The sequence below is a fragment of the Flavobacterium sp. MFBS3-15 genome, assembly GCF_026107645.2.
Taxonomy (GTDB): Bacteria; Bacteroidota; Bacteroidia; order Flavobacteriales; family Flavobacteriaceae; genus Flavobacterium.
In genome coordinates, this window is record NZ_JAPCHV010000006.1 from 196,409 (window position 1) to 216,459 (window position 20,051).

Genomic DNA, 20,051 nt, shown 5'->3' on the forward strand with positions numbered 1-20,051 from the left:
TTTTAAAAAATTGATTTACAAAAATAGTATTTTTATTTTGAGACGGTTGAAATTTTAATTATTTATATATCCATCCAAAACAAAGGAATATAAATCATACGGAATTTAATTATTCGTGAACGATATGCAGGTCAGCTTCTAAGCATAAACAGGTAAAGTCTGTTTAGTGTGTCAGGTACGGCCATGAAAACTTTAAGTTTATCTTAATTAAAAAGGATAATTTATCCCCACATTGTACACGCACTTGCTGAAATTATATTCCTTAAACCAGCGTTCGCCTTCCTCTTTGCCCGGGTTGTAGGTCTTGAAGCCTACGTCAAAACGCAGAACGAAGAAGTTAAAATCATAACGGAAACCCATACCTGTACCCAATGCCAGGTCCTCAAAAGATTTTAGTCCGTTGAAGGTAAAATCAGTATCGTCCACCTCATCCCATATATTCCAGATGTTGCCTACATCGCCAAAAATCGCGCCGTTTAGCTTCCCGAAAATATTGAAACGCAGTTCCGCGCTATAGGCCATCTTCAGGTTGGCCTCGTTAAAGTCGTTGAGTCCGCCGCTACGGCCCGGGCCAAGGCTGTACGACTGCCAGGCACGGTTGTCGTTAGAGCCGCCTGCAAAGTAGCTTCGAGCAAAAGGTATTGAGGTCGAATTGCCATAAGGCACCGCCAACCCAAAGAAGGCACGCATTGCCAATACTTTGCCGCGGCGCAGGTCGAAATGCTTGATGAAATCGAGTTCACCTTTTATGTATTGCGAATATTGCACATCAAAAACAGTCCTGTTGCCCACGGGTACATCTTTGTTTTCCGTCATTAGCGGAGCAAGCAGTGACAGCACCCCTCCGGCGCTTTCGGCCTTTGTTTTGAATATGAAAAAAGTGTTGTCGGTAAGGCCCTCTCTTGTACTTGTGGTATAGGTAAAGTTCGTCGAGAAGATAAGGTTATTTTCAGTGAGCCTTTCACGGCGTTCTTCGATACGGCTGATGTTGCGTTCATCTTCCGGTGATACGGTAACTATAGCGGGTGTTGCCAATACATCGTTTATGAATCCGTTGGTTCCTTCTTCAATTTTTAGTTCCAGGTCTTCGGCTGTGGGGTCCTTAAAATAATCAGGCGATACCGCAGTTGCATATTCATTGGCATAATCGTTCAGCCTGTTATAAGACGATTGGTATACGTTAAAATAGTTCTCGGCATTTACGTTCCGTATGTACTGAATGTTAAAAAGGTCCAGCTTGGCCGAACGTGTCCTGGCCCTGTCTGTACGCCTTGGCGTCCAGTTGTAAGTCAATACCCCCGTAAAATTCTCCTTATCAAGGCCAATGTTTCGCTGCCTGCTGATACCAAAACTCATGAGTGTTGAAGGTATCATTTCCTTAGGTATGATTTTTTCAGTATTGAATGGGAAGAAGATACGTGGGAAGGTAAGCTTGGCATCGGCTCCATATTCCAGTATATTAAAAAACGAGCGGTCGCGTATCGCCTGGTCGCGTGATGAACCGATATTGCCTCGGGTAGAGAGCTCAAGTATTTCTGCTCCTTTAAAGATGTTTCTGATAGTTAGCCCAAGGCTTCCCTGTATGCCAAAATCCTGTATATTGGAATGAGTGAAGTCGGCACTGGGTGTAAAGCGGAATTTTTTCCTTGGGTTCAGGAAGATGTTGGTAATTAGCTTATTCGGATCGTTCGGGTCTTCAACATATTGTATGGTTGGATAGTTGAATACTCTCAGGTTGCTCAAATAGCGTGAAGTAAACACCCTTCTGTAATCGGCAAAAGTACTTCCGGGCGTAATGAATATGGCGTCCGTTATTGCTTTGGGACGATAGTTGAGCTTGCCGGAACTGTAAAGGTTAAAGCCGTTATAGCTTACACTGTCTATCGTCTGGTCCTCTCTGGTTGGATTTTTAGTATAAATGTTTACCTGGCTTATCTCATACAATTTGAAAGGCCTTACAAAAGTTGAGTCGCCACGCCTTACAGTTTCATTGTCTATGATGAGGTCTACATTGGCCTTGTAGTTATTGCCTACAGTATCGAGTACATACGAAATGTTGTTCTGCTGGAAAGTATAGGCTCCATTGTTACGAAAATATGAGGTTATCCTTTCACGTTCTGCGGTAAAGTTAGCTTCGTTATATTGTTGCCCTTTTTTAATCGCTGCTTCATTGCGTTTTTTATTGTACAGGCTTTCAAGTGCAGGTGTTTCGATAAATGTTGCAATCGAATCGAGCATATAAGGCTTCCCTGTAATAACACTGTAATTTACCTCTGCACGCTTATTTTCAAGTGTATCAATGCTGAAATCGACCTTAGAGCGAAAGTAACCCTGCCTGTAATAATAGGCATGCAGCCTGTTGCGCGATTTCTTTACGCGGTTAAGGTCAACTATTACCGGAGGCTCGCCGGTTTTTTTTGCAAAATTGCTGAATCCCGAAACAAAAAACGAGTTTCCCAGTCGTTGTACCTGCTTTTCAGAAAGGGTTTTGGTTAGGAAATTATGCCATCCGGGATTTTTTACGAGCCATGCCTGGTAAGACGAATCAGCATCCTTATTGGCAAGGTTATAGATGCCCAGCCTTATGTGCCATCCCAATACATTAGTGTTGGGCAACTGGTACATCTGGGCTTTGTGGTCGTCGTCGTTCTTTTCGTCACCGTTTACGGTAATGTCATTCTTTTTCAAAAGGTACTTGCCATCGGGTACGTTCTTTACGAGCGAACACGAATACAAAAACCAACCCGATAAGATAATTAGTGCTATTTTTGTTGTTATATTTCTCAAGGCTCTTGCGGCAAATGGTAATTCAAAAATACATTTTTTATGGTTAGCAAAAACCAAATTAAAACAATAACGGGCTTACAGCAAAAAAAATACAGGAAGCTGCACAAATTGTTCTTTGCCGAAGGCATAAAGGTAGTGCAGGAATTGCTGAATTCCAATTTTGAATTGCAACAGCTGTTTACTACAGAAGATGTTTTTAAAAACATTCACGAAAGTAAAATTGAATTTATTACCGAAGCAGAACTCAAAAAAATAAGTGCCCTCACAACCCCCAACACTTGTTTAGCCTTATTTTCAATACCCGAAGAAAAAACCATTTTAGGAGAAGGATTGATTGTTGCACTCGATGACATCCGAGATCCGGGCAATCTTGGCACCATTATCAGGCTGTGCGACTGGTTTGGGATTTCTGATTTGGTGTGCTCCGAAAACTGCGTAGATGCCTATAACCCGAAAGTGGTTCAGGCTACCATGGGGTCCTTAAGCCGTGTAAATGTGGTTTATACAGATTTGGCCGATTATTTAAAAAACACAAAATTACCTGTTTTCGGCACCTTCATGGATGGTGAAAACATTTATGCCGAAAGCCTCCCGAAAAATGGGATAATAGTAATGGGCAACGAAGCGAATGGCATATCGGCGGAAATTGAGAAAAAAGTAACCCATAAAATTGCGATTCCCCGCTTCGGTAATCTACAATTAACCGAAAGCCTTAATGTTGCTACAGCTGCAGCCATTACATTGAGTGAGTTTAGGAGAAGCTAGCGTTTGGTTTTCATGAGGCAGGTAATCTTTGAATTTCGCCTAAATTTATGGTTCTTCTTAATGGAAAGTGAAATTCACGAAAATACCCCTGGTTTTCATCGAGCCTACATTTCCCGTGTAAGGGCTGTTTGGGTCGGTATCGCGGATGATTTCGTCGTCAAGGCTGAACACCCCGCGAATGGATGGTGAGAATTTGAAGTATTCAAAGTACAGGTCAACACCCACGCCGAGTTCGTAGTTGTTGGTCCAGGTTTTCATCCTGAAGTTACCCCCGGTCATATTATCGTCCCTCGCATCTTCATTACTTCCCAGGTTCCAGGAGCGCGAAAAGCCACCTACAAGATAGGGCCTTACATTGCCGGTCCTTTTTGAAGAGAATTTCAGCAGCAGCGGAAAATGGATGTAAGTCGATTTTACCTCCCTCTCATTGTCTACAAGCCCTTCCTGATGATAGATCAGGTTGCGCTGTGTGTAATATAATCCCGGTTCAAACCTCAGGTCAAGGTATTCAAACAAACGCAGGTTGCCCACCAGCCCGACATTAAATCCGGTTGTCTGCTTCACCTGGATATCTATTCCCGGATTGGCTTTATAATCAAATTTAAAATCGTAGCTGTTAAAGCCCAGGAAGTAACCCCAGTGCACACGCTGCTTGTCAAAGTTTTCCAGGTTGATGATCGGGTCGCGGCCAAATACATTGGTGCCAAACTGGGCGTGGCCCGCGAGGCCCGATAGGAGAAGTATGTATAAAAAAAGTTTCTTCATCTTATTGTTTTGAAGCCGAATATATAGTTGCCACACCCATGGTTTGCGGCAAATCCTTAACCTCTATAAACCCAACTTTTCTCAAAATATTGTTCAGTGCCTCGCCATGTGGAAAAACTGATGCCGATTCGCTAAGGTAGGCATAGGCCGAACGGTCTTTTGAAAACAGCCTTCCTATGGTAGGGAGTATGAACCTGGTGTAAAATTTATAGCCCTGCTTAAAAGGGAATTTCGTTGGTACTGAAGTTTCCAGTATTACGAATATGCCACCGGGTTTCAATACGCGCAGTATTTCGGCAAGGCCTTTTTCGAGGGTCTCAAAGTTACGCACGCCAAAGGCTACGGTTATCGCGTCGAAATGGTTATCGGCAAAGGGTAGGTTCTCGCTGTCGCCGTATACCAGCTTTATCCTGCCGTCAAGGTTTTTTTCGGTCACTTTCTTACGGCCCACCTCCATCATCCCTTCAGATATGTCGGCACCTATAATCTCGGTAGCATTGGTTTGTGCCATGAGTAGGGCAAGGTCGCCTGTACCGGTAGCAATGTCCAGTATGCGCTGCGGGTTTTTGGCAGCAACCATTTTCAGGACCTTCTTCCTCCATTTCACATCGATGCCAAAGGAAATCACGCGGTTCAGGCCGTCGTAATTGCCCGATATGGTATCAAACATCTGTGCGACCTGCTCCTTCTTCCCGAGGCCTGAATCTTTGTATGGCGTAACTTCTTGTGACATTGCTATTATTTACGGCGCAAAGATAGAATAAGTTTTGTTAATGGGGAGTTAGAGGGGGATAAGTATAGCGGTTATTTCTTCAGGTTCCCTTTCCTGAAAAATACGTTCCCGAATTTTTCGCTGTAAAACACAAGGTAAAAATCATGCGGGCCTCTAAAAGTTGTAGGTTATCGGCATATACTTACGATTAAAACAAAAGGAATTGTTTTCATTAATTGAAAATGGCAGGTAGGATGGCTGAGTGTTTTACAGCTCCATCTCATACAAATCAAATCCCTCCGCCCAATAATCTTTTACAATCTCCTTCAGCCTAAACCCCATTTTCTCATAAAATTGGTACACGTGCTGTGAAGTACGCACGCCAATTTCCGTCATGCCCAGTTTTTGCATTTCCGCAATGCGGAATTTTGCCAAAGTACTGCCGATGCCCTTGCCCTGCGCATCGGGGTGGATGATGTCCCAAGACAGCACGCCGTGTTTGCCGTCGGGTGTACGGTTAAAGCCGCCGCAACCCATGATAGTGCCATAGACTTCCACTACATAATAATGGTCAATATGGTGGGCAAGATAATCGATGAGGTCGGCCTTTTCGCTTTCCGCGAAATATTGGGGAGTGTTGAAGCGCAGGAGCTCCTGTAATGCTGGCTGGTCGGTAGGGGAGTAGGGGCGGATGGTCATGGTTCTTCAACTTCGTCAGGAGGACTTTCAAGTTGGTTGAATTTTTTTATGAATTCTTTCAGCTTTTCATTGTCAAGCTCAAAATCTTTCGTAATAACGTTGTTCTCACACAGTGCAAAAATCAAATCGTTGCGTCCGACAATTTTTTCATTGTAGAATTGTTGTTCGATGTTGTCCTTTATTGTAAGAAAACGTATCCAACTACTAAAACCTCCGTCAGTTGAAGATGTAATTTCACCGTAAATTAAATTATTTCCTTTGCGATCCTGTATAACAAACTTATTTTCTTTTCGTATGTAATTAAAGGCATGCTCATTGTTCAGGATTATCTCGTTGGCTTCAAATTTTACTTCAGTTATGGTTTTCTTTTCCTGTGCTTTTGCAGAATTAATCACCGCAGTAAGAAATAACACGGGGATAATAAATCGTATAATTTTCATAATAATTGTTATAGATGTTTTATGTACGTCAAAAACGCCATATCATATTTATGCTTCTCATCTTTCGGGTGGAATGTTTCTTCAGTCAGTTTCCATTTCCCGGTATCAATCTCCGGAAAAAAAGCATCTGCTTCAGGGGAGGTGCCGTACACACGGGTCAACTCTATTTTATCAGCCTTGTCAATGGACTGCCTGTAGATCTCCCCGCCGCCTATCACAAAAACCTCTTCATCCTGTGGGCAGGCAGCAATGGCTTCGTCAAGGCTGTTAACGATAATACAGCCTTCGGCGGTAAAATCCTTTTGGCGAGTAATGATGACGTGCATACGGTTGGGCAGCAGTCCCGGCAGGCTGTCAAAGGTCCTGCGGCCCATAATCATGTAATGGCCGGTAGTAAGCTGCTTAAAGCGCTTAAAATCGTAGGGCAGGTGCCATATCATTTGGTTGTCTTTGCCCAGGGCATTGTTCTCTGCAGCAGCGGCAATAAGGGTAAGGGTCATTATTGGGGTGTGTTGTTTTCTTTTTCTACCTTCTTTTCCAGTTGGGCTATGCGGCGTTCCTGGCGTGCTACCAGTTTGGCGATCTGTTCCTGCTCCCATTTTTTATTGATGAAGCTCTCGGTTACGAAAACCTTAATGAAATGCATCACGAAAATAAAAGCCCAGGCGGTTATCGCCCAAAGGTACCAGTCGTCCTGCGGGTCAACATCCAGGCACTTGTTGATGATGTAAAAGAAGATGCTGCATACAAAAAACAGTATGAAGTGGAAGTAAACGCGTTTTTTGTCCCTTACACGCTTCCGCGCATATTCATAGAGTTCCTGCTGGCTTGGTTCCATAAATCCTGTTTTTGGAAACTAAAGATAGCAAAATATTTTAAACTGCCACAGCTCCTTTGATGTGCGGGTGCGGGTCGTAGTTCTCCAATGTGAAATCTTCGAATTTAAAATCGAAGATGTTCTTTACTTCAGGGTTCAGCTTCATGATTGGCAGCGGCCTCGGGTCACGGCTCAGCTGGAGTTCCAACTGTTCAATGTGGTTGTTGTAAATATGCGCATCGCCAAAGGTGTGGATGAAATCACCCGGCTGCAAATCGCAAACCTGTGCGATCATTAGTGTAAGCAATGCATACGAAGCAATGTTGAACGGAACGCCCAAAAAGATATCAGCGCTGCGTTGGTACAGCTGGCACGACAGTTTTCCATCGGCAACATAGAATTGGAAGAACGCATGGCACGGCGGAAGCGCTACTTTGCCGTTCGCTACATTATCTGCAAAAGATTTGGAAGTGTCCGGCAGCACGCTTGGGTTCCAGGCCGAAATGAGCATCCTTCGGCTGTTGGGATTGGTTTTTAGCGTTTCGATGAGTTCTGTTATCTGGTCAATTTCCCTGTCGTCCCAGTTACGCCATTGGTGGCCATATACTGGGCCCAGGTTGCCGTGCTCATCGGCCCATTCATCCCATATCTTTACGCCGTTCTCGTTGAGGTAGCCAATGTTGGTTTCGCCTTTCAGGAACCAAAGCAGTTCGTAAATGATTGACTTAAGGTGCAGTTTTTTGGTAGTAACCAGCGGGAAACCCTCGCTGAGGTCAAATCGCATCTGGTAGCCGAACACGCTTACAGTGCCTGTACCTGTGCGGTCACCCTTTTGGTTGCCATTCTCCAGAACGTGCTTTACTAAGTCTAAATACTGCTTCATTTTTTGGTAATTTGGTTATTCGGGGATTTGTTTATTTGGAGTTACAAATAACCGAATTAACAAATCCACAAATCGACATTCAATAAATTAACTTTCCCTCTTAGATATTTCATCGCGGATGCTTGCCGCTTTCTCATAATCTTCATTCTGAACAGCATTCTCAAGCTGTTCATGCAGTTCCTGCAGGCTGTATTGCGAATAGCCTCCTCCTGTTGATACATTTTCAGCACCAAAGGTTTGCGGCGGTGTCAGTACATCGTCGTTTTCTTGTTCGCTGTCTTCAGATTCCGGGTTTATCTTCAGGTAGATGCCTGCCTTGTCAAGGATGTTCTTATACGTAAATATAGGAGCGTTAAAGCGAAGGGCCAGCGCAATGGCATCGGAAGTGCGGGCATCGATGATCTCTTCGATTCGGTCGCGTTCGCAGATGATGCTCGAAAAGAATACCCCGTCAACCAATTTGTGGATGATCACCTGTTTTACAACAATGTCAAAACGGTCGGCAAAGTTCTTGAACAGGTCGTGGGTAAGCGGCCTTGGCGGCTTTATTTCCTTCTCCAGGGCTATGGCAATGGACTGTGCTTCGAAAGCTCCAATCACTATAGGTAATTTCCTTTCGCCATCCACTTCATTGAGTATAAGGGCATAAGCACCGTTTTGCGTCTGGCTGTACGAAATCCCTTTAATGGTAAGTTTAACTAAGCTCATATATCTCTTGCGTGTAACAAAAAAAGGCTATCCGGCAAAGATAAAACTATCATGCACCGGATAGCCCTTTGGAGGGCACAATTTAAAATAAAATTATGAGTTTTGAGCCTTGAAAGCTTTAATTTTTTCAGTCAGTTTCGGAACGATCTCAAACGCGTCACCTACAACACCGTAGTCGGCTACCTTAAAGAAAGGCGCATCGGGGTCGGAGTTGATAACCACCTTTACCTTCGAGGAGTTGATGCCCGCAATGTGCTGTATCGCACCCGAAATACCTACAGCAATGTACAGGTTAGAGGCTACCGGCTTGCCTGTCTGGCCTACGTGCTCGCTATGAGGCCTCCAGCCAAGGTCAGATACCGGCTTAGAGCATGCAGTAGCTGCTCCGAAAGCAGCGGCAAGGTCTTCGATAATGTTCCAGTTCTCAGGGCCTTTAAGTCCGCGCCCGCCGGATACTACCACTTCGGCATCAGCTATGGTTACTTTTCCGGTAACTTTTTCAGATGACTCTACTTTTACAGAGAAATCATTGTCATTAAGTGACGGTGAGAATTCTTCAGATGCCGCAGCACCGTTAGATTCTGTTAATCCGTATGAGTTTTTGCCGATGGCGATCACTTTTACGTCAGTATTGATTTCTGTAAAGTTGAACGCTTTGTTTGAAAAGGCATTCCTTTTCACGCGGAAAGGTGACATGCTTTCAGGAAGCGCCACCACATTAGAGGCATAGCCTGCCTCAAGTGCTACGGCTACAAGCGGTGCAATGTAAAGGCTGTCGGTTGTAGAGGAAAATACCACAATTTTAGCGTCTTCCTTTTGTGCGGCCTGCTTTATCGCATCGGCATATGCCTTAGCGTTGAAAGCGGTAAGCTTGTCTGATTTTACGTTAAGCACCTTGTCTACACCGTATTGTCCCAGTGCCGAAGCTTCAGGGCCGTTGATGGTGATTGCGGTAACCGTGGTCCCGGACTCGCCGGCTATTTTTTTTGCGTAAGAAGCAAGCTCAAAAGCTGTTTTCTTGAATTTGCCCTCCGCTGATTCAGCATATATTAAGATTGACATTTTTCTATTTTTTTAATTTGTTAATGTATCAATGTAGCAATTCTTCGCGCTGCAATCTATTGCTACATTAAAGATTGATTCATTGTTACATTAAATAACCTTTGCTTCGTTATGCAGCAGGTTCACAAGCTCATCAAGGTTGTCAGGGCTAATCAGTTTTACTGCTGATTTAGGTGCAGGCTTCTCGAACTTAACCGCTTTTGTTGCCGGTGCGGCGTCTGTTGGCTCTACAACAGCCAGGGCTTTCTGCCTCGCCATCATGATGCCGCGCATATTTGGTATCCTCAGGTCTTTTTCTTCAACAAGGCCTTTTTGCCCGCCAATTACCAATGGAAGTTTAGCGCTGAGTGTTTCTTTTCCGCCGTCTATCTCGCGAACGGCTTTTGCCTCGCTGCCGGTAACCTCAAGTTTCAGGCACGAGTTAACGAAGTCGAAGCCAAGAAGGCCTGCGAGCATCCCGGGAACCATTCCGCCGTTGTAATCGAGTGACTCTTTACCTGCGATAACAAGGTCGTAGCCGCCCTGCTTTACCACTTCGGCCAGCTGTTTGGCAACAAAAAAGCCGTCGGTCGGGTTAGCGTTCACGCGGATGGCCTCATCGGCACCAATGGCAAGGGCTTTGCGCAGTGTCGCTTCGGCATCGGGTCCGCCAACGTTTACTACTGTAACGTTTGCGCCCTGTTGTTCTTTAAACCATATCGCTCTTGTTAATCCGAATTCATCGTTAGGGTTTATTACGAACTGTACACCGTTGGCGTCAAACTCACTGTCGCCATTGGTGAAATTGATTTTTGACGTAGTATCAGGCACGTGGCTGATGCAAACTAGTATTTTCATATTTATAGTGTATGAAGTTGATTGTTTTTCCGTTACGAAAATAACACTTTTATCTAAATAAAAAACTATGCGCGCATAATAAATAACATTTTTGTAAAAAAGATAAGCTTAAAATCTGATTATCATAAAAAAATACTGAATAAATCCGGATTATTGTGAATATTACTGGATTTAAAGTTAAGTTCGGGAAGAAGTATTAATTTGGGGAAAGTCACCCTGTAAATAATTTAAAATTTTTATTTTTGCCATTCATTTAATCCGAAAAACATTTACATGAGAACGATACAATTCAGGGAGGCCGTTTGCGAAGCCATGAGCGAAGAGATGCGCCGTGATGAAACCGTATATTTAATGGGTGAAGAGGTAGCCGAATACAACGGCGCCTACAAAGCCTCAAAAGGAATGCTTGATGAGTTTGGCCCGAAAAGGGTAATTGATACACCGATTGCCGAACTTGGCTTTGCAGGTATTGCGGTAGGAAGCGCCATGAACGGATGCAGGCCTATCGTAGAATTCATGACATTCAACTTCTCATTGGTAGGTATCGACCAGATCATAAACAACGCAGCCAAGATGCGCCAGATGTCTGCCGGACAGTTCAGCATGCCGATGGTATTTCGTGGGCCAACGGCTTCTGCAGGGCAGCTTGCGGCTACGCACTCCCAGGCTTTTGAGAACTGGTTTGCCAATACCCCGGGACTTAAAGTGGTTGTCCCATCCAACCCTTATGATTGTAAAGGGCTATTGAAATCGGCTATCCGCGACAACGATCCGGTTATCTTCATGGAGTCGGAACAAATGTATGGCGATAAAGGAGAAGTGCCTGATGGGGAGTACACCATTCCTCTTGGTGTTGCTGATGTAAAGCGTGAAGGTAAGGATGTGACTATAGTATCTTTCGGTAAAATATTAAAAGAGGCTTTCATCGCTGCTGACGAACTTGAAAAAGACGGTATCAGCTGCGAGATCATCGACCTTAGGACTATCCGTCCAATGGATCATGATGCGATCCTGAATTCGGTAAAGAAAACCAACCGCCTTGTAGTGCTTGAGGAGGCCTGGCCTTTCGGAAGCGTAGCTTCGGAAATTACTTATATCGTCCAGGAACGTGCATTCGATTATCTTGATGCCCCGATACAGCGCATCACTACTGCCGATACCCCGGCGCCGTACTCTCCGGCCCTGCTGAAAGAGTGGCTTCCGAACGCAACCGATGTAGTGAAAGCAGTTAAAAAAGTTATGTACAAATAATCCAATAATTCGATTATATTTGAAACTTCATCATACTATTTGATGAAGTTTTTTGTTTAAGCCTATATGAAAAGAAAAATACTGTTTTTACTGGGGGCATTTCTGCTCATTTCAACATCGATTTTTGCGCAAACCAAGGTTGGCGGTGTGGTGGTAGACGATAATAACGAACCGCTTCCGTTTGCCAACGTTTCCTTTAAGGGCACCAGCAAAGGAACAATTACCGATGAGAACGGTAAATTTTACCTGGAGTCGCCCGAAACCCATACGGAACTGATGGTTACATCAATGGGGTATGGAAATAAGGAGGTGTTTTTGGATAAGGCGGTTAACTACGATATGACAATTGTACTCAATGATGTACAAGAGCTTAAAGAGGTGGTTCTCTATACAGGTAAAACCTCTAAAAAGAATAATCCCGCCATTGATATTTTACGCAAGATATGGGAGCGCCGCCGCAAAAACGGGCTCAAAATGTTCAAGCAATACGAATACGATAAGTATGAAAAGGTAGAGTTCGACATGAACAGCATAGACAGCGCTTTTATGAAAAGCAAGCTGTTCCGCGGCATGGAGTTCATCTTCGACCATGTAGATACTTCGAGTGTTACCGGTAAAACCTACCTCCCGATATTTATTAATGAGGCACTGAGCAATGTGTATGGCGATAATACCCGTAACAGGAAAAAAGAGATTGTTCGTGCGAACAAGAATTCGGGCTTTAGCAACAACCAGCAAATCATAGCCTTTATTAAGGACCTGTATGCAGACTATGATATTTACGACAATTACCTTAAATTTTTTGACAAGGACTTTGTGAGCCCGTTGTCGCGCACGGGCATCAATGTGTATAATTATGTGCTGGCAGACAGCACATATATCGACAAAAAATGGTGTTACAACATCGTTTTTTATCCAAGGCGAAAAGGGGAGCTAACCTTTAAAGGAAATTTTTGGGTAAATGATACAACGTTTGCCATTAAGCAGATTGCGATGGCTGCCAGTAAAAGCGCCAACATCAACTGGGTAAAGGATATTTATATCGAACAGGAGTTTGAAGTGCTCAATGATTCGGTATTCCTGCTGAAGCGCGACCACATGATGAGCGACTTTGCGCTTAACAAAAAGGAGAAATCCAAAGGGGTTTATGGAAAGCGCACAACGCTTTTTCGGGATTATGTGTTTGATAAAAAGAAACCGGACGATTTTTATGCTGCCGAAGTAAATTATTACGATGATGAGATACACCGGCGATCTGACGAATATTGGGAGGAAAACCGTTTTGAGTCGCTTAATAATGACGAGCGGGGCGTATACAAAATGCTGGATACCCTTAAGACGGTCCCCAAATTCAAGCGATTGTACAGCCTGGTAGCCACGTTAGGGAGTGGGTATTATCAAATGGGCAACTTTGATTACGGACCTATATTTTCCACATTTGGCTATAATGATGTCGAAGGAATCCGGCTCCGTACGGGGGGGCGCACCTATTTTGGGCAAAACGACCCGTGGCGCCTGGAAGGATATACAGCGTATGGCTTTAAGGACAACCAGTTTAAATACGGCGTGTCCGGAAAGTGGATGGTTAACAAGAGGAACCGTTTTATAATTTCAGGGGGTACACGTCGGGATATTGAACAGATTGGAGTAAGCCTCACGGCATCCAATGACGTTTTGGGCAGGAGCTTTGCCTCATCATCACTTTTTTCAAGCGGCAATAATAACAAGCTTACGTCTATCAATTTCAGTACTGTAGGTTTCGAGATAGAGCCGGTAAAAAACCTGACCTTCAGGTCGAATATTAATTACCGGACATTAAAATCGGCATCGGACGCTTTTAGCCTGGATTATTATATAGACCCATGGGACCATTCAAAGGGAACAGAGGGATTTGTTAAGCAATATGAATTAGGCCTCCAGGTTGATTATACACCTAAACGAAGGACTATAGGGTACGGGGTCGAACGGTCTGATGTGGACCTTAACTATACCAGGGTTTACCTCAATTTCTCGCAGGGTGTCAAAGGGGTATTCGATAGTGATTTTGACTACCAAAAGCTTCAGTTTTACTGCAGGCAGCCTGTCTTGGTTGGAGGTTTCGGGCGCTTATTTACCACCCTCGAAGCTGGCAAGATATTTGGCGAAGTGCCACTGGGACTCATGGGGGTGGTTCCGGGTAACCAATCGTGGTTCATTATTGAGAACACCTATAACCTGATGAACTATTATGAATTTGTAGCAGACGAATATGTATCGCTGCACTTTGAGCATAATTTCAATGGCAGGCTGTTTTCGAGGATTCCGGGTCTTCGTGATCTTAACTTGCGGGAGATAATAGGCATAAAGGGTGTGTACGGAACGGTGAGCGATGACAATATCAGGCTGAATGCCTCAAACATTCAGTACCGTGCGCCCGAAGATGTTTACTGGGAATACCACGCAGGGGTGGGCAACATATTTAAAGTTTTCAGGCTCGACTTTGCATGGAGGGGAAGTTATCTCAACCTTCCCGATGCAAATAAATTTGCCATTAAAGGCTCATTTGGCTTCTATTTTTAATTTGTACGGGTTTAACATTTTTTTTGTAAATTCGTTATTATACTACAATCTGTTATTGCCTGAATTATGAAGCATTTATTTATCATGTTTTTTGTTTTCTTTTTGTTTTCATGCAAAAATGAGGATAAGGCTACCGTGGGGAGCATTTATCCTGAAGAAGCTGCTGCCATTGCAAAACATGGAGAAATCCGGCTTTTGGACGAGGCAGAGCTGCAAAAATCATGGGAGAAAAGGCTGGAAGGGATGAAACTAACCGCTTTTGAAGTGATTAAAGGTAAGACAGAAGGTGAGAATGGGGAAGATTATTATATGGTGCTTGCCCGTACGGAAGATGGTATAAAGGTGGCAGCGCTGTTGGAAATGAGGGGTGATAAGTTTTATTTTGATGCCTCAGGACAAAAAGATTCAGAATCTTACCTGCTGGTTGTTTGCAAAGGAGAATGCGATCAAGGCTGTCTTCCTGCTGTAAAGCTTGCAGAGGGCGCCAAGCGGATTATATGCTCATCCTGTGCAGATTGCTCTAAAAATGAAGTGGAAGTTTTTTAAATTGCTATTGTGAACAATTAACATTTCATTGGGCGGTCGTATTGCAGGGATGTTTTATTTTTGATATGAAACTAAAAGCTTACTGAAACTCAAAAACTTACTCCCATGAAACGATCATTACTTAAAACCTTAGCCTGTATTTCGCTTTTTGCAGGATTTACATCCTGCAGTCCGGAATCGGCTGTAGACCTTACCACAGATGCAGGTGCCATAGATCCAAACGCGACAGAACCCGACAGACAAGGAAGATCTTCTTTGTGGGATGGCGAAATTGGTATTGACAGAGATACATTATTTGAAATTACTGCTGATAAAGGTTTTCTTTTGGCAGACCTGCAAATTGTAGCCGATAAAGAGGGCGCATCGGAACTCATAGCCCTTGAGATTGTAAAAAAAGAGGCACTGAATGACAGTAACGATACGGGTTACATGCTCGTGGCAAGTGACAGCGGCGCGTTTTCTGTAGGTGTTATGCTTAAACGCACACAAAGCGGCATGTTTATGGTAGATGACGGGTTTGGGAATCCGAACCCTGTAGCAGTTAGCTGTAAGGGATGCTCATCAGGATGTAATCTGCAATACCTTTATATTGATGGCAAAAAAGTGCCAATCTGCAATGAAAACGGGTGCGGCTCTGATTGTAAAAAGTCAGAGGTTGAAATTGATTAAAGAAAACTTTATATAAAAAAAGCTCCAAATCTGGGGCTTTTTTGGTTTTTTATCTCAGCTACAGTAAACCTAGTTGGTTAGAGTTGATTTTCTTGTTATGCATTACAATAAGTCGATTAAGAGTTTCAAGCCAGGTATTTCTTATTTTATTTTTTTGTAAAGTATTGATTTCGCTGGTTTTTTAGAATTAAAAATCTTGTCAATGATTTTTTTTTGATGTACTTTCGCAGCCGCTAAATACAGAAAATACAGTTAGAATATGACCGCTGCAAAATTAAAATCCTTTGACGTACTCATCGAAATCCCAAAAGGGAGCAGGAACAAATATGAATACGATTTCAAATTAAAGAAAATACGCTATGACAGGATGCTTTTCTCATCGATGATGTACCCTGCCGATTACGGTTTCATCCCTGAAACGCTTGCCCTTGACGGCGATCCGCTTGATGTGTTGGTATTAGTACACGAGCCTACGTTTCCTGGCTGTGTAATAGAGGTGAAGCCAATTGGAGTATTCCACATGGCTGATGAAAAAGGGCCAGATGAAAAAGTAGTGTGTGTGCCGGTATCTGATCCTATTTGGAACAAATACAATGACCTTAGCGATCTAAACCCGCACAGGCTTAAAGAGATTGAGCACTTCTTCCAGGTTTACAAAGACCTTGAAAACAAGAAAGTTGATGTTGAAGGGTGGGGAGACGTTAATGAGGCATACGAAATCATTGATGCATGCCTTGAGCGTTTCGCAACAATTGAAAACAGGCCTGAAGAGCTTTTCAGCATAAAATAAAGTATTGCATTAAAAATACTCCATTAAAAAGCAACATTCTGTAAAAGAGTGTTGCTTCTTTTGTTTTGCTTTTGTTACATTTACAAGATATTAACAAAATCAAAACCAAATAAACCTTTTAATTTATGGAGTCAATTATGATTTACGTGCCGATTATTATGGCCGTTGTAGGGCTGCTCTTTATGGCAGTTAAAAGATCATGGGTGCTTAAACAGGATGCTGGAGATGGCAAGATGAAAGAAATCTCCGATTACATCTATGAAGGTGCTCTTGCCTTTTTGAAGGCAGAATATAAATTGCTTACTATTTTTGTAATTGTGGCGAGCATTGCACTGGCTGCCATAGCTTATATAGTGCCTACTACCGATATGCTAATCGTGGTAGCTTTTATCTTCGGTGCTATTTTCTCAGCTTTGGCAGGGAACATGGGCATGAAGATAGCAACCAAATCAAACGTTCGTACTACACAGGCCGCACGTAGCAGCCTTCCGCAGGCATTAAAAGTGTCGTTTGGAGGCGGTACGGTTATGGGGCTTGGCGTTGCCGGGCTTGCCGTACTCGGGCTTACAGGCTTCTTTATTTTTTTCTTCCACTATTTTATGGGTGGTGTATGGACCAATACTATGGATATGACCATTGTTTTGGAAACTCTTGCAGGCTTTTCACTGGGAGCTGAGTCAATCGCATTGTTTGCACGTGTGGGGGGTGGTATTTATACTAAGGCTGCCGATGTAGGCGCCGATCTTGTAGGTAAAGTGGAGGCAGGTATTCCGGAGGATGATCCACGAAACCCTGCAACAATTGCGGACAATGTTGGTGACAATGTTGGAGATGTAGCGGGTATGGGAGCAGACCTTTTCGGGTCATATGTTGCTACGGTGCTTGCCGCAATGGTTTTGGGTAATTACGTACTCAGGGACATACTTGCAGCGAATCCTTCATGGACGGATGCATTCGGAGGTTTGGGGCCTATTCTCCTACCGATGGCAATTGCCGGTTTCGGTATCCTTTTCTCAATAATAGGAACACTGCTTGTACGCATTAAAGATAATGATGCCAGGGAAGCGCAGGTACAGGGTGCGCTCAATGTGGGTAATTGGGTGTCAATTATTTTAGTAGCCATATCGTGCTTCTTCCTGGTGCAATATATGCTTCCTGAAACCATGCAGATGGAGTTTTATGGCGAAGGCGCTAAAGACATTTCGTCCATGAGGGTATTTTATGCTACGCTTGTCGGGCTATTTGTAGGTGGTGTCATTTCATCGGTAACGGAGTATTATACCGGCCTGGGTAAAAAACCAATCCTTGCCATCGTACAAAAATCAAGTACCGGCGCGGGAACCAACATCATTGCAGGTTTAGCAACAGGTATGATATCGACATTCCCAACCGTATTGCTTTTTGCGGGCGCCATTTGGGCTTCATATGCTTTTGCAGGATTCTATGGAGTGGCGTTGGCAGCTTCGGCTATGATGGCTACAACAGCCATGCAGTTGGCAATCGATGCTTTCGGACCAATATCCGATAACGCTGGGGGTATTGCGGAAATGAGCGAGCTGCCTAAGGAAGTGCGCACACGTACCGATATCTTGGACTCGGTAGGTAATACAACGGCAGCTACAGGTAAAGGATTTGCAATTGCCTCGGCAGCACTGACATCGTTAGCGCTTTTTGCGGCCTATGTAACGTTTACAGGAATCGATGGCATCAACATCTTTAAAGCACCGGTACTGGCCATGCTTTTTGTAGGGGGAATGATTCCGGTAGTGTTCTCAGCTTTGGCCATGAATTCTGTGGGTAAAGCTGCGATGGACATGGTATATGAGGTAAGGAGGCAATTCCGCGAAATACCGGGAATTATGGAAGGTACAGGCAAACCGGAATATGGTAAGTGTGTGGAAATCTCTACCAAGGCCGCGCTTCGCGAAATGATGCTTCCGGGCATTCTTACAATAGGTTTCCCAATCGCCATAGCATTGGGCGGAATGGTCATTTATCCGGAAAATTACCAGCTTGTTGCCGAAATGCTTGGAGGCTATATGGCTGGTGTTACCGTATCAGGTGTGCTTTGGGCAGTGTTCCAAAACAATGCCGGCGGGGCATGGGATAATGCCAAGAAATCATTTGAAGCCGGCGTGATGATTAACGGTGAAATGACTTATAAAGGATCGGATGCACATAAAGCTGCTGTAACCGGTGATACGGTAGGTGATCCTTTCAAGGATACTTCAGGCCCATCAATGAACATCCTTATCAAGCTCACGTGTCTTATCGGCCTTGTTATAGCCCCTATATTAGGCGGGCACGCCACTACAGAGCTTACAACTACAACTGCCGCACAAAATACTGAGGTTATTGCAGACGATGAGCCTGCATTGGTTTCACAGACAAAAAGCGAGGAGATTTCCATTGAACGCCAAAAAGATGAGAATGGAAAAGTAACCGCTACTGTTGTCATTTCTACTTTAACAGATAATAACGAGATTAAAACCGAGGAAAAAACTTTTCAGGGTACTTCTGAGGAAGTTGATGCCCAAATTGATACCTTTAAAAAGGAACGAAGAGGATAATTGTTTCAATTCAAATAATAGCAAAATCCCACGTCGAAAGGCGTGGGATTTTTTATTTAAACTGCAAGATTCCGGGTACTGTCGAAGTTAGAATACCTGCATTTTTCCAAATTTGCCTGGATTTACTACAAAACTGCCCTCAATAGGAGAGCTATTGAGGGCAGTTAAAATGAGTTGCTCTGTAACGAACTGTTATAGTATCTTAAGCTACGACTACGTTTGTTGCATTTGGACCTTTACGGCCTTCTTCCACGTTATAACGGACCTGATCGTTCTCACGGATATTTTCTGTGAGGCCTGAAACATGGACAAAGATTTCTTTTCCACCGTCGTTCGGGGTAATAAATCCGAAACCTTTTTCTTCATTGAAGAATTTAACTGTACCTTCTTGCATTTTAAATGTATTAATTTTGTGCAAAGATAGTCTTTGAAATGGAACTTATTGATTAATAGTTTTTTATTTTTAAAATTACTTTGCCGGCCGTATCAAATTAGGATTATTCACGGGTTTCCCGGCCACAGTTTGGTCTGGAGGGGTAGAGGTAAGATGTCCATTTTGATCTACATAAGCAATCATGCTCTCAAATCCCTTCCCCTTATTGTTATTTGTTTTCCTTTCAAGCTTTTTTGAAGCTTTGAATTTCTTTTTTAAAGCGTTTTTTTTTATACTTTCTTTTTTTTGAAAAGAATCAGCCATATGTTTTTTTAAATAAGTTATTTATTGTTTTATAAATCGGTTTGGAAGTTATTGAAGGCTAAAAAATGGTGTAAACTGGAATTCTTATCCTGACCAGCAAGGAAATTGGATAAAAGAAATGAGCCCGCTAAATACCGGGCTCATTATATTTAAATTCAAATTTAATTCAAAATTTTACCTGACATTGTTCAGTATACTATGGTGTGTATCTACTAACCGAAAACAGACGTAAATGCTCCGTTTAACTTCTCTTTTATATCATCCGGCACATCATTCTTTGGGTATAGAAGCGCAGGTTTGTCATCAGCTGACTTCCCTATAATGAATACTTTTGATAGTGTTTTGCCTCTAAAGAAATCCATGTTATCTACCCTTATCTGAAATGCAAGGGAGCTGAATTTTTCTTTTTTAACCTGGAAATCTGTCGCCATTTTATTGATTTAAAAATTATTTGCTACAAATATAATGATTATTTATGGTAATAATAAGTTTTA

21 protein-coding genes are annotated in these 20,051 nt (G+C 43.2%); 7 read left to right on the forward strand and 14 right to left on the reverse strand.

Translation table 11 applies throughout. The annotated features are described in order from the left end of the window. Nucleotides 1–207: 207 nt before the first annotated feature. Nucleotides 208–2,787: a translocation and assembly module lipoprotein TamL gene (locus OGH69_RS07115; protein WP_265173758.1), complete on the reverse strand. Its 2,580-nt coding sequence runs from the start codon at nucleotides 2,785–2,787 to the stop codon at nucleotides 208–210. Between the two features lie 39 nt (nucleotides 2,788–2,826). Between OGH69_RS07115 and OGH69_RS07120 the strand changes: the two genes are divergently transcribed. Continuing rightward, nucleotides 2,827–3,552 (forward strand): TrmH family RNA methyltransferase, encoded by a 726-nt coding sequence (locus tag OGH69_RS07120; RefSeq protein ID WP_265173759.1) that lies wholly within the window; start codon nucleotides 2,827–2,829, stop codon nucleotides 3,550–3,552. A 57-nt stretch (nucleotides 3,553–3,609) separates the two neighbouring features. Here the strand turns inward: OGH69_RS07120 and OGH69_RS07125 are convergent, their stop codons facing one another. The 10 genes from OGH69_RS07125 to OGH69_RS07170 all read right to left on the reverse strand — a co-directional run bounded on the left by OGH69_RS07125 (nucleotide 3,610) and on the right by OGH69_RS07170 (nucleotide 10,475). After that, entirely contained in the window at nucleotides 3,610–4,317 is a 708-nt protein-coding gene (locus OGH69_RS07125; RefSeq protein ID WP_265173760.1) for a type IX secretion/gliding motility protein PorT/SprT, read from the reverse strand. 1 nt (nucleotide 4,318) lies between these two features. Then, entirely contained in the window at nucleotides 4,319–5,050 is a 732-nt protein-coding gene (gene ubiE / locus OGH69_RS07130) for a bifunctional demethylmenaquinone methyltransferase/2-methoxy-6-polyprenyl-1,4-benzoquinol methylase UbiE (RefSeq protein WP_265173761.1), read from the reverse strand. Between the two features lie 246 nt (nucleotides 5,051–5,296). Beyond that, nucleotides 5,297–5,728 carry a GNAT family N-acetyltransferase gene (locus OGH69_RS07135; protein ID WP_265173762.1) on the reverse strand — a complete coding sequence of 144 codons (432 nt, stop codon included), beginning with the start codon at nucleotides 5,726–5,728 and terminating at the stop codon, nucleotides 5,297–5,299. Further along, a complete protein-coding gene (locus tag OGH69_RS07140) occupies nucleotides 5,725–6,168 on the reverse strand; it encodes a hypothetical protein (protein ID WP_265173763.1) in 444 nt (147 codons plus the stop codon). The genes OGH69_RS07135 and OGH69_RS07140 overlap by 4 nt, the downstream gene beginning before the upstream one ends. Nucleotides 6,169–6,176: 8 nt before the next feature. Continuing rightward, nucleotides 6,177–6,668 carry a dihydrofolate reductase gene (locus OGH69_RS07145; RefSeq protein WP_265173764.1) on the reverse strand — a complete coding sequence of 164 codons (492 nt, stop codon included), beginning with the start codon at nucleotides 6,666–6,668 and terminating at the stop codon, nucleotides 6,177–6,179. Beyond that, on the reverse strand, nucleotides 6,668–7,006 hold the full coding sequence (locus OGH69_RS07150; protein WP_265173765.1) for a 2TM domain-containing protein: 339 nt from the start codon (nucleotides 7,004–7,006) through the stop codon (nucleotides 6,668–6,670). Before OGH69_RS07150 ends, OGH69_RS07145 begins: the two co-directional genes overlap by 1 nt. Before the next feature lie 37 nt (nucleotides 7,007–7,043). Continuing rightward, a complete protein-coding gene (locus OGH69_RS07155; protein ID WP_265173766.1) occupies nucleotides 7,044–7,868 on the reverse strand; it encodes a thymidylate synthase in 825 nt (274 codons plus the stop codon). Nucleotides 7,869–7,955: 87 nt separating this feature from the next. Continuing rightward, nucleotides 7,956–8,576, reverse strand: a complete 621-nt coding sequence (locus OGH69_RS07160; RefSeq protein WP_265173767.1) for a bifunctional nuclease family protein — start codon at nucleotides 8,574–8,576, stop codon at nucleotides 7,956–7,958. 93 nt (nucleotides 8,577–8,669) lie between these two features. Continuing rightward, nucleotides 8,670–9,638: an electron transfer flavoprotein subunit alpha/FixB family protein gene (locus OGH69_RS07165; protein ID WP_265173768.1), complete on the reverse strand. Its 969-nt coding sequence runs from the start codon at nucleotides 9,636–9,638 to the stop codon at nucleotides 8,670–8,672. A 90-nt stretch (nucleotides 9,639–9,728) separates the two neighbouring features. Next, nucleotides 9,729–10,475: an electron transfer flavoprotein subunit beta/FixA family protein gene (locus OGH69_RS07170; protein ID WP_265173769.1), complete on the reverse strand. Its 747-nt coding sequence runs from the start codon at nucleotides 10,473–10,475 to the stop codon at nucleotides 9,729–9,731. Nucleotides 10,476–10,742: 267 nt separating this feature from the next. On the opposite strand from OGH69_RS07170, the gene OGH69_RS07175 reads away from it, so the two are divergent. The 6 genes from OGH69_RS07175 to OGH69_RS07200 all read left to right on the forward strand — a co-directional run bounded on the left by OGH69_RS07175 (nucleotide 10,743) and on the right by OGH69_RS07200 (nucleotide 18,860). Then, nucleotides 10,743–11,726: a pyruvate dehydrogenase complex E1 component subunit beta gene (locus OGH69_RS07175; RefSeq protein WP_265173791.1), complete on the forward strand. Its 984-nt coding sequence runs from the start codon at nucleotides 10,743–10,745 to the stop codon at nucleotides 11,724–11,726. 66 nt (nucleotides 11,727–11,792) lie between these two features. Further along, entirely contained in the window at nucleotides 11,793–14,285 is a 2,493-nt protein-coding gene (locus OGH69_RS07180) for a DUF5686 and carboxypeptidase-like regulatory domain-containing protein (RefSeq protein ID WP_265173770.1), read from the forward strand. A gap of 66 nt (nucleotides 14,286–14,351) precedes the next feature. Beyond that, nucleotides 14,352–14,831, forward strand: a complete 480-nt coding sequence (locus OGH69_RS07185) for a hypothetical protein (RefSeq protein WP_265173771.1) — start codon at nucleotides 14,352–14,354, stop codon at nucleotides 14,829–14,831. A gap of 105 nt (nucleotides 14,832–14,936) precedes the next feature. Continuing rightward, entirely contained in the window at nucleotides 14,937–15,500 is a 564-nt protein-coding gene (locus OGH69_RS07190) for a hypothetical protein (protein WP_265173772.1), read from the forward strand. 259 nt (nucleotides 15,501–15,759) lie between these two features. Then, the gene (locus OGH69_RS07195; RefSeq protein WP_265173773.1) at nucleotides 15,760–16,290 is read left to right on the forward strand and encodes an inorganic diphosphatase; all 531 of its coding nucleotides are present in this window, start codon (nucleotides 15,760–15,762) and stop codon (nucleotides 16,288–16,290) included. Nucleotides 16,291–16,415: 125 nt separating this feature from the next. Next, on the forward strand, nucleotides 16,416–18,860 hold the full coding sequence (locus tag OGH69_RS07200) for a sodium-translocating pyrophosphatase (RefSeq protein ID WP_265173774.1): 2,445 nt from the start codon (nucleotides 16,416–16,418) through the stop codon (nucleotides 18,858–18,860). A 202-nt stretch (nucleotides 18,861–19,062) separates the two neighbouring features. On the opposite strand, the gene OGH69_RS07205 is transcribed toward OGH69_RS07200, so the two are convergent. From OGH69_RS07205 to OGH69_RS07215, 3 genes are all read right to left on the reverse strand, one after another. Then, the gene (locus OGH69_RS07205; protein ID WP_265173775.1) at nucleotides 19,063–19,254 is read right to left on the reverse strand and encodes a cold-shock protein; all 192 of its coding nucleotides are present in this window, start codon (nucleotides 19,252–19,254) and stop codon (nucleotides 19,063–19,065) included. A gap of 75 nt (nucleotides 19,255–19,329) precedes the next feature. Then, nucleotides 19,330–19,557: a hypothetical protein gene (locus OGH69_RS07210; protein ID WP_265173776.1), complete on the reverse strand. Its 228-nt coding sequence runs from the start codon at nucleotides 19,555–19,557 to the stop codon at nucleotides 19,330–19,332. A 212-nt stretch (nucleotides 19,558–19,769) separates the two neighbouring features. Next, nucleotides 19,770–19,988 carry a hypothetical protein gene (locus OGH69_RS07215; RefSeq protein WP_265173777.1) on the reverse strand — a complete coding sequence of 73 codons (219 nt, stop codon included), beginning with the start codon at nucleotides 19,986–19,988 and terminating at the stop codon, nucleotides 19,770–19,772. Between the last annotated feature and the right edge of the window lie 63 nt (nucleotides 19,989–20,051).

Bases quoted from the DNA above. Each gene is read 5' to 3' on its own strand.
- OGH69_RS07120 (WP_265173759.1), top strand. From the start codon at position 2,827: ATGGTTAGCAAAAACCAAATTAAAACAATAACGGGCTTACAGCAAAAA.
- OGH69_RS07125 (WP_265173760.1), bottom strand. From the start codon at position 4,317: ATGAAGAAACTTTTTTTATACATACTTCTCCTATCGGGCCTCGCGGGC.
- ubiE (WP_265173761.1), bottom strand. From the start codon at position 5,050: ATGTCACAAGAAGTTACGCCATACAAAGATTCAGGCCTCGGGAAGAAG.
- OGH69_RS07135 (WP_265173762.1), bottom strand. From the start codon at position 5,728: ATGACCATCCGCCCCTACTCCCCTACCGACCAGCCAGCATTACAGGAG.
- OGH69_RS07140 (WP_265173763.1), bottom strand. From the start codon at position 6,168: ATGAAAATTATACGATTTATTATCCCCGTGTTATTTCTTACTGCGGTG.
- OGH69_RS07145 (WP_265173764.1), bottom strand. From the start codon at position 6,668: ATGACCCTTACCCTTATTGCCGCTGCTGCAGAGAACAATGCCCTGGGC.
- OGH69_RS07150 (WP_265173765.1), bottom strand. From the start codon at position 7,006: ATGGAACCAAGCCAGCAGGAACTCTATGAATATGCGCGGAAGCGTGTA.
- OGH69_RS07155 (WP_265173766.1), bottom strand. From the start codon at position 7,868: ATGAAGCAGTATTTAGACTTAGTAAAGCACGTTCTGGAGAATGGCAAC.
- OGH69_RS07160 (WP_265173767.1), bottom strand. From the start codon at position 8,576: ATGAGCTTAGTTAAACTTACCATTAAAGGGATTTCGTACAGCCAGACG.
- OGH69_RS07165 (WP_265173768.1), bottom strand. From the start codon at position 9,638: ATGTCAATCTTAATATATGCTGAATCAGCGGAGGGCAAATTCAAGAAA.
- OGH69_RS07170 (WP_265173769.1), bottom strand. From the start codon at position 10,475: ATGAAAATACTAGTTTGCATCAGCCACGTGCCTGATACTACGTCAAAA.
- OGH69_RS07180 (WP_265173770.1), top strand. From the start codon at position 11,793: ATGAAAAGAAAAATACTGTTTTTACTGGGGGCATTTCTGCTCATTTCA.
- OGH69_RS07185 (WP_265173771.1), top strand. From the start codon at position 14,352: ATGAAGCATTTATTTATCATGTTTTTTGTTTTCTTTTTGTTTTCATGC.
- OGH69_RS07190 (WP_265173772.1), top strand. From the start codon at position 14,937: ATGAAACGATCATTACTTAAAACCTTAGCCTGTATTTCGCTTTTTGCA.
- OGH69_RS07195 (WP_265173773.1), top strand. From the start codon at position 15,760: ATGACCGCTGCAAAATTAAAATCCTTTGACGTACTCATCGAAATCCCA.
- OGH69_RS07200 (WP_265173774.1), top strand. From the start codon at position 16,416: ATGGAGTCAATTATGATTTACGTGCCGATTATTATGGCCGTTGTAGGG.
- OGH69_RS07205 (WP_265173775.1), bottom strand. From the start codon at position 19,254: ATGCAAGAAGGTACAGTTAAATTCTTCAATGAAGAAAAAGGTTTCGGA.
- OGH69_RS07210 (WP_265173776.1), bottom strand. From the start codon at position 19,557: ATGGCTGATTCTTTTCAAAAAAAAGAAAGTATAAAAAAAAACGCTTTA.
- OGH69_RS07215 (WP_265173777.1), bottom strand. From the start codon at position 19,988: ATGGCGACAGATTTCCAGGTTAAAAAAGAAAAATTCAGCTCCCTTGCA.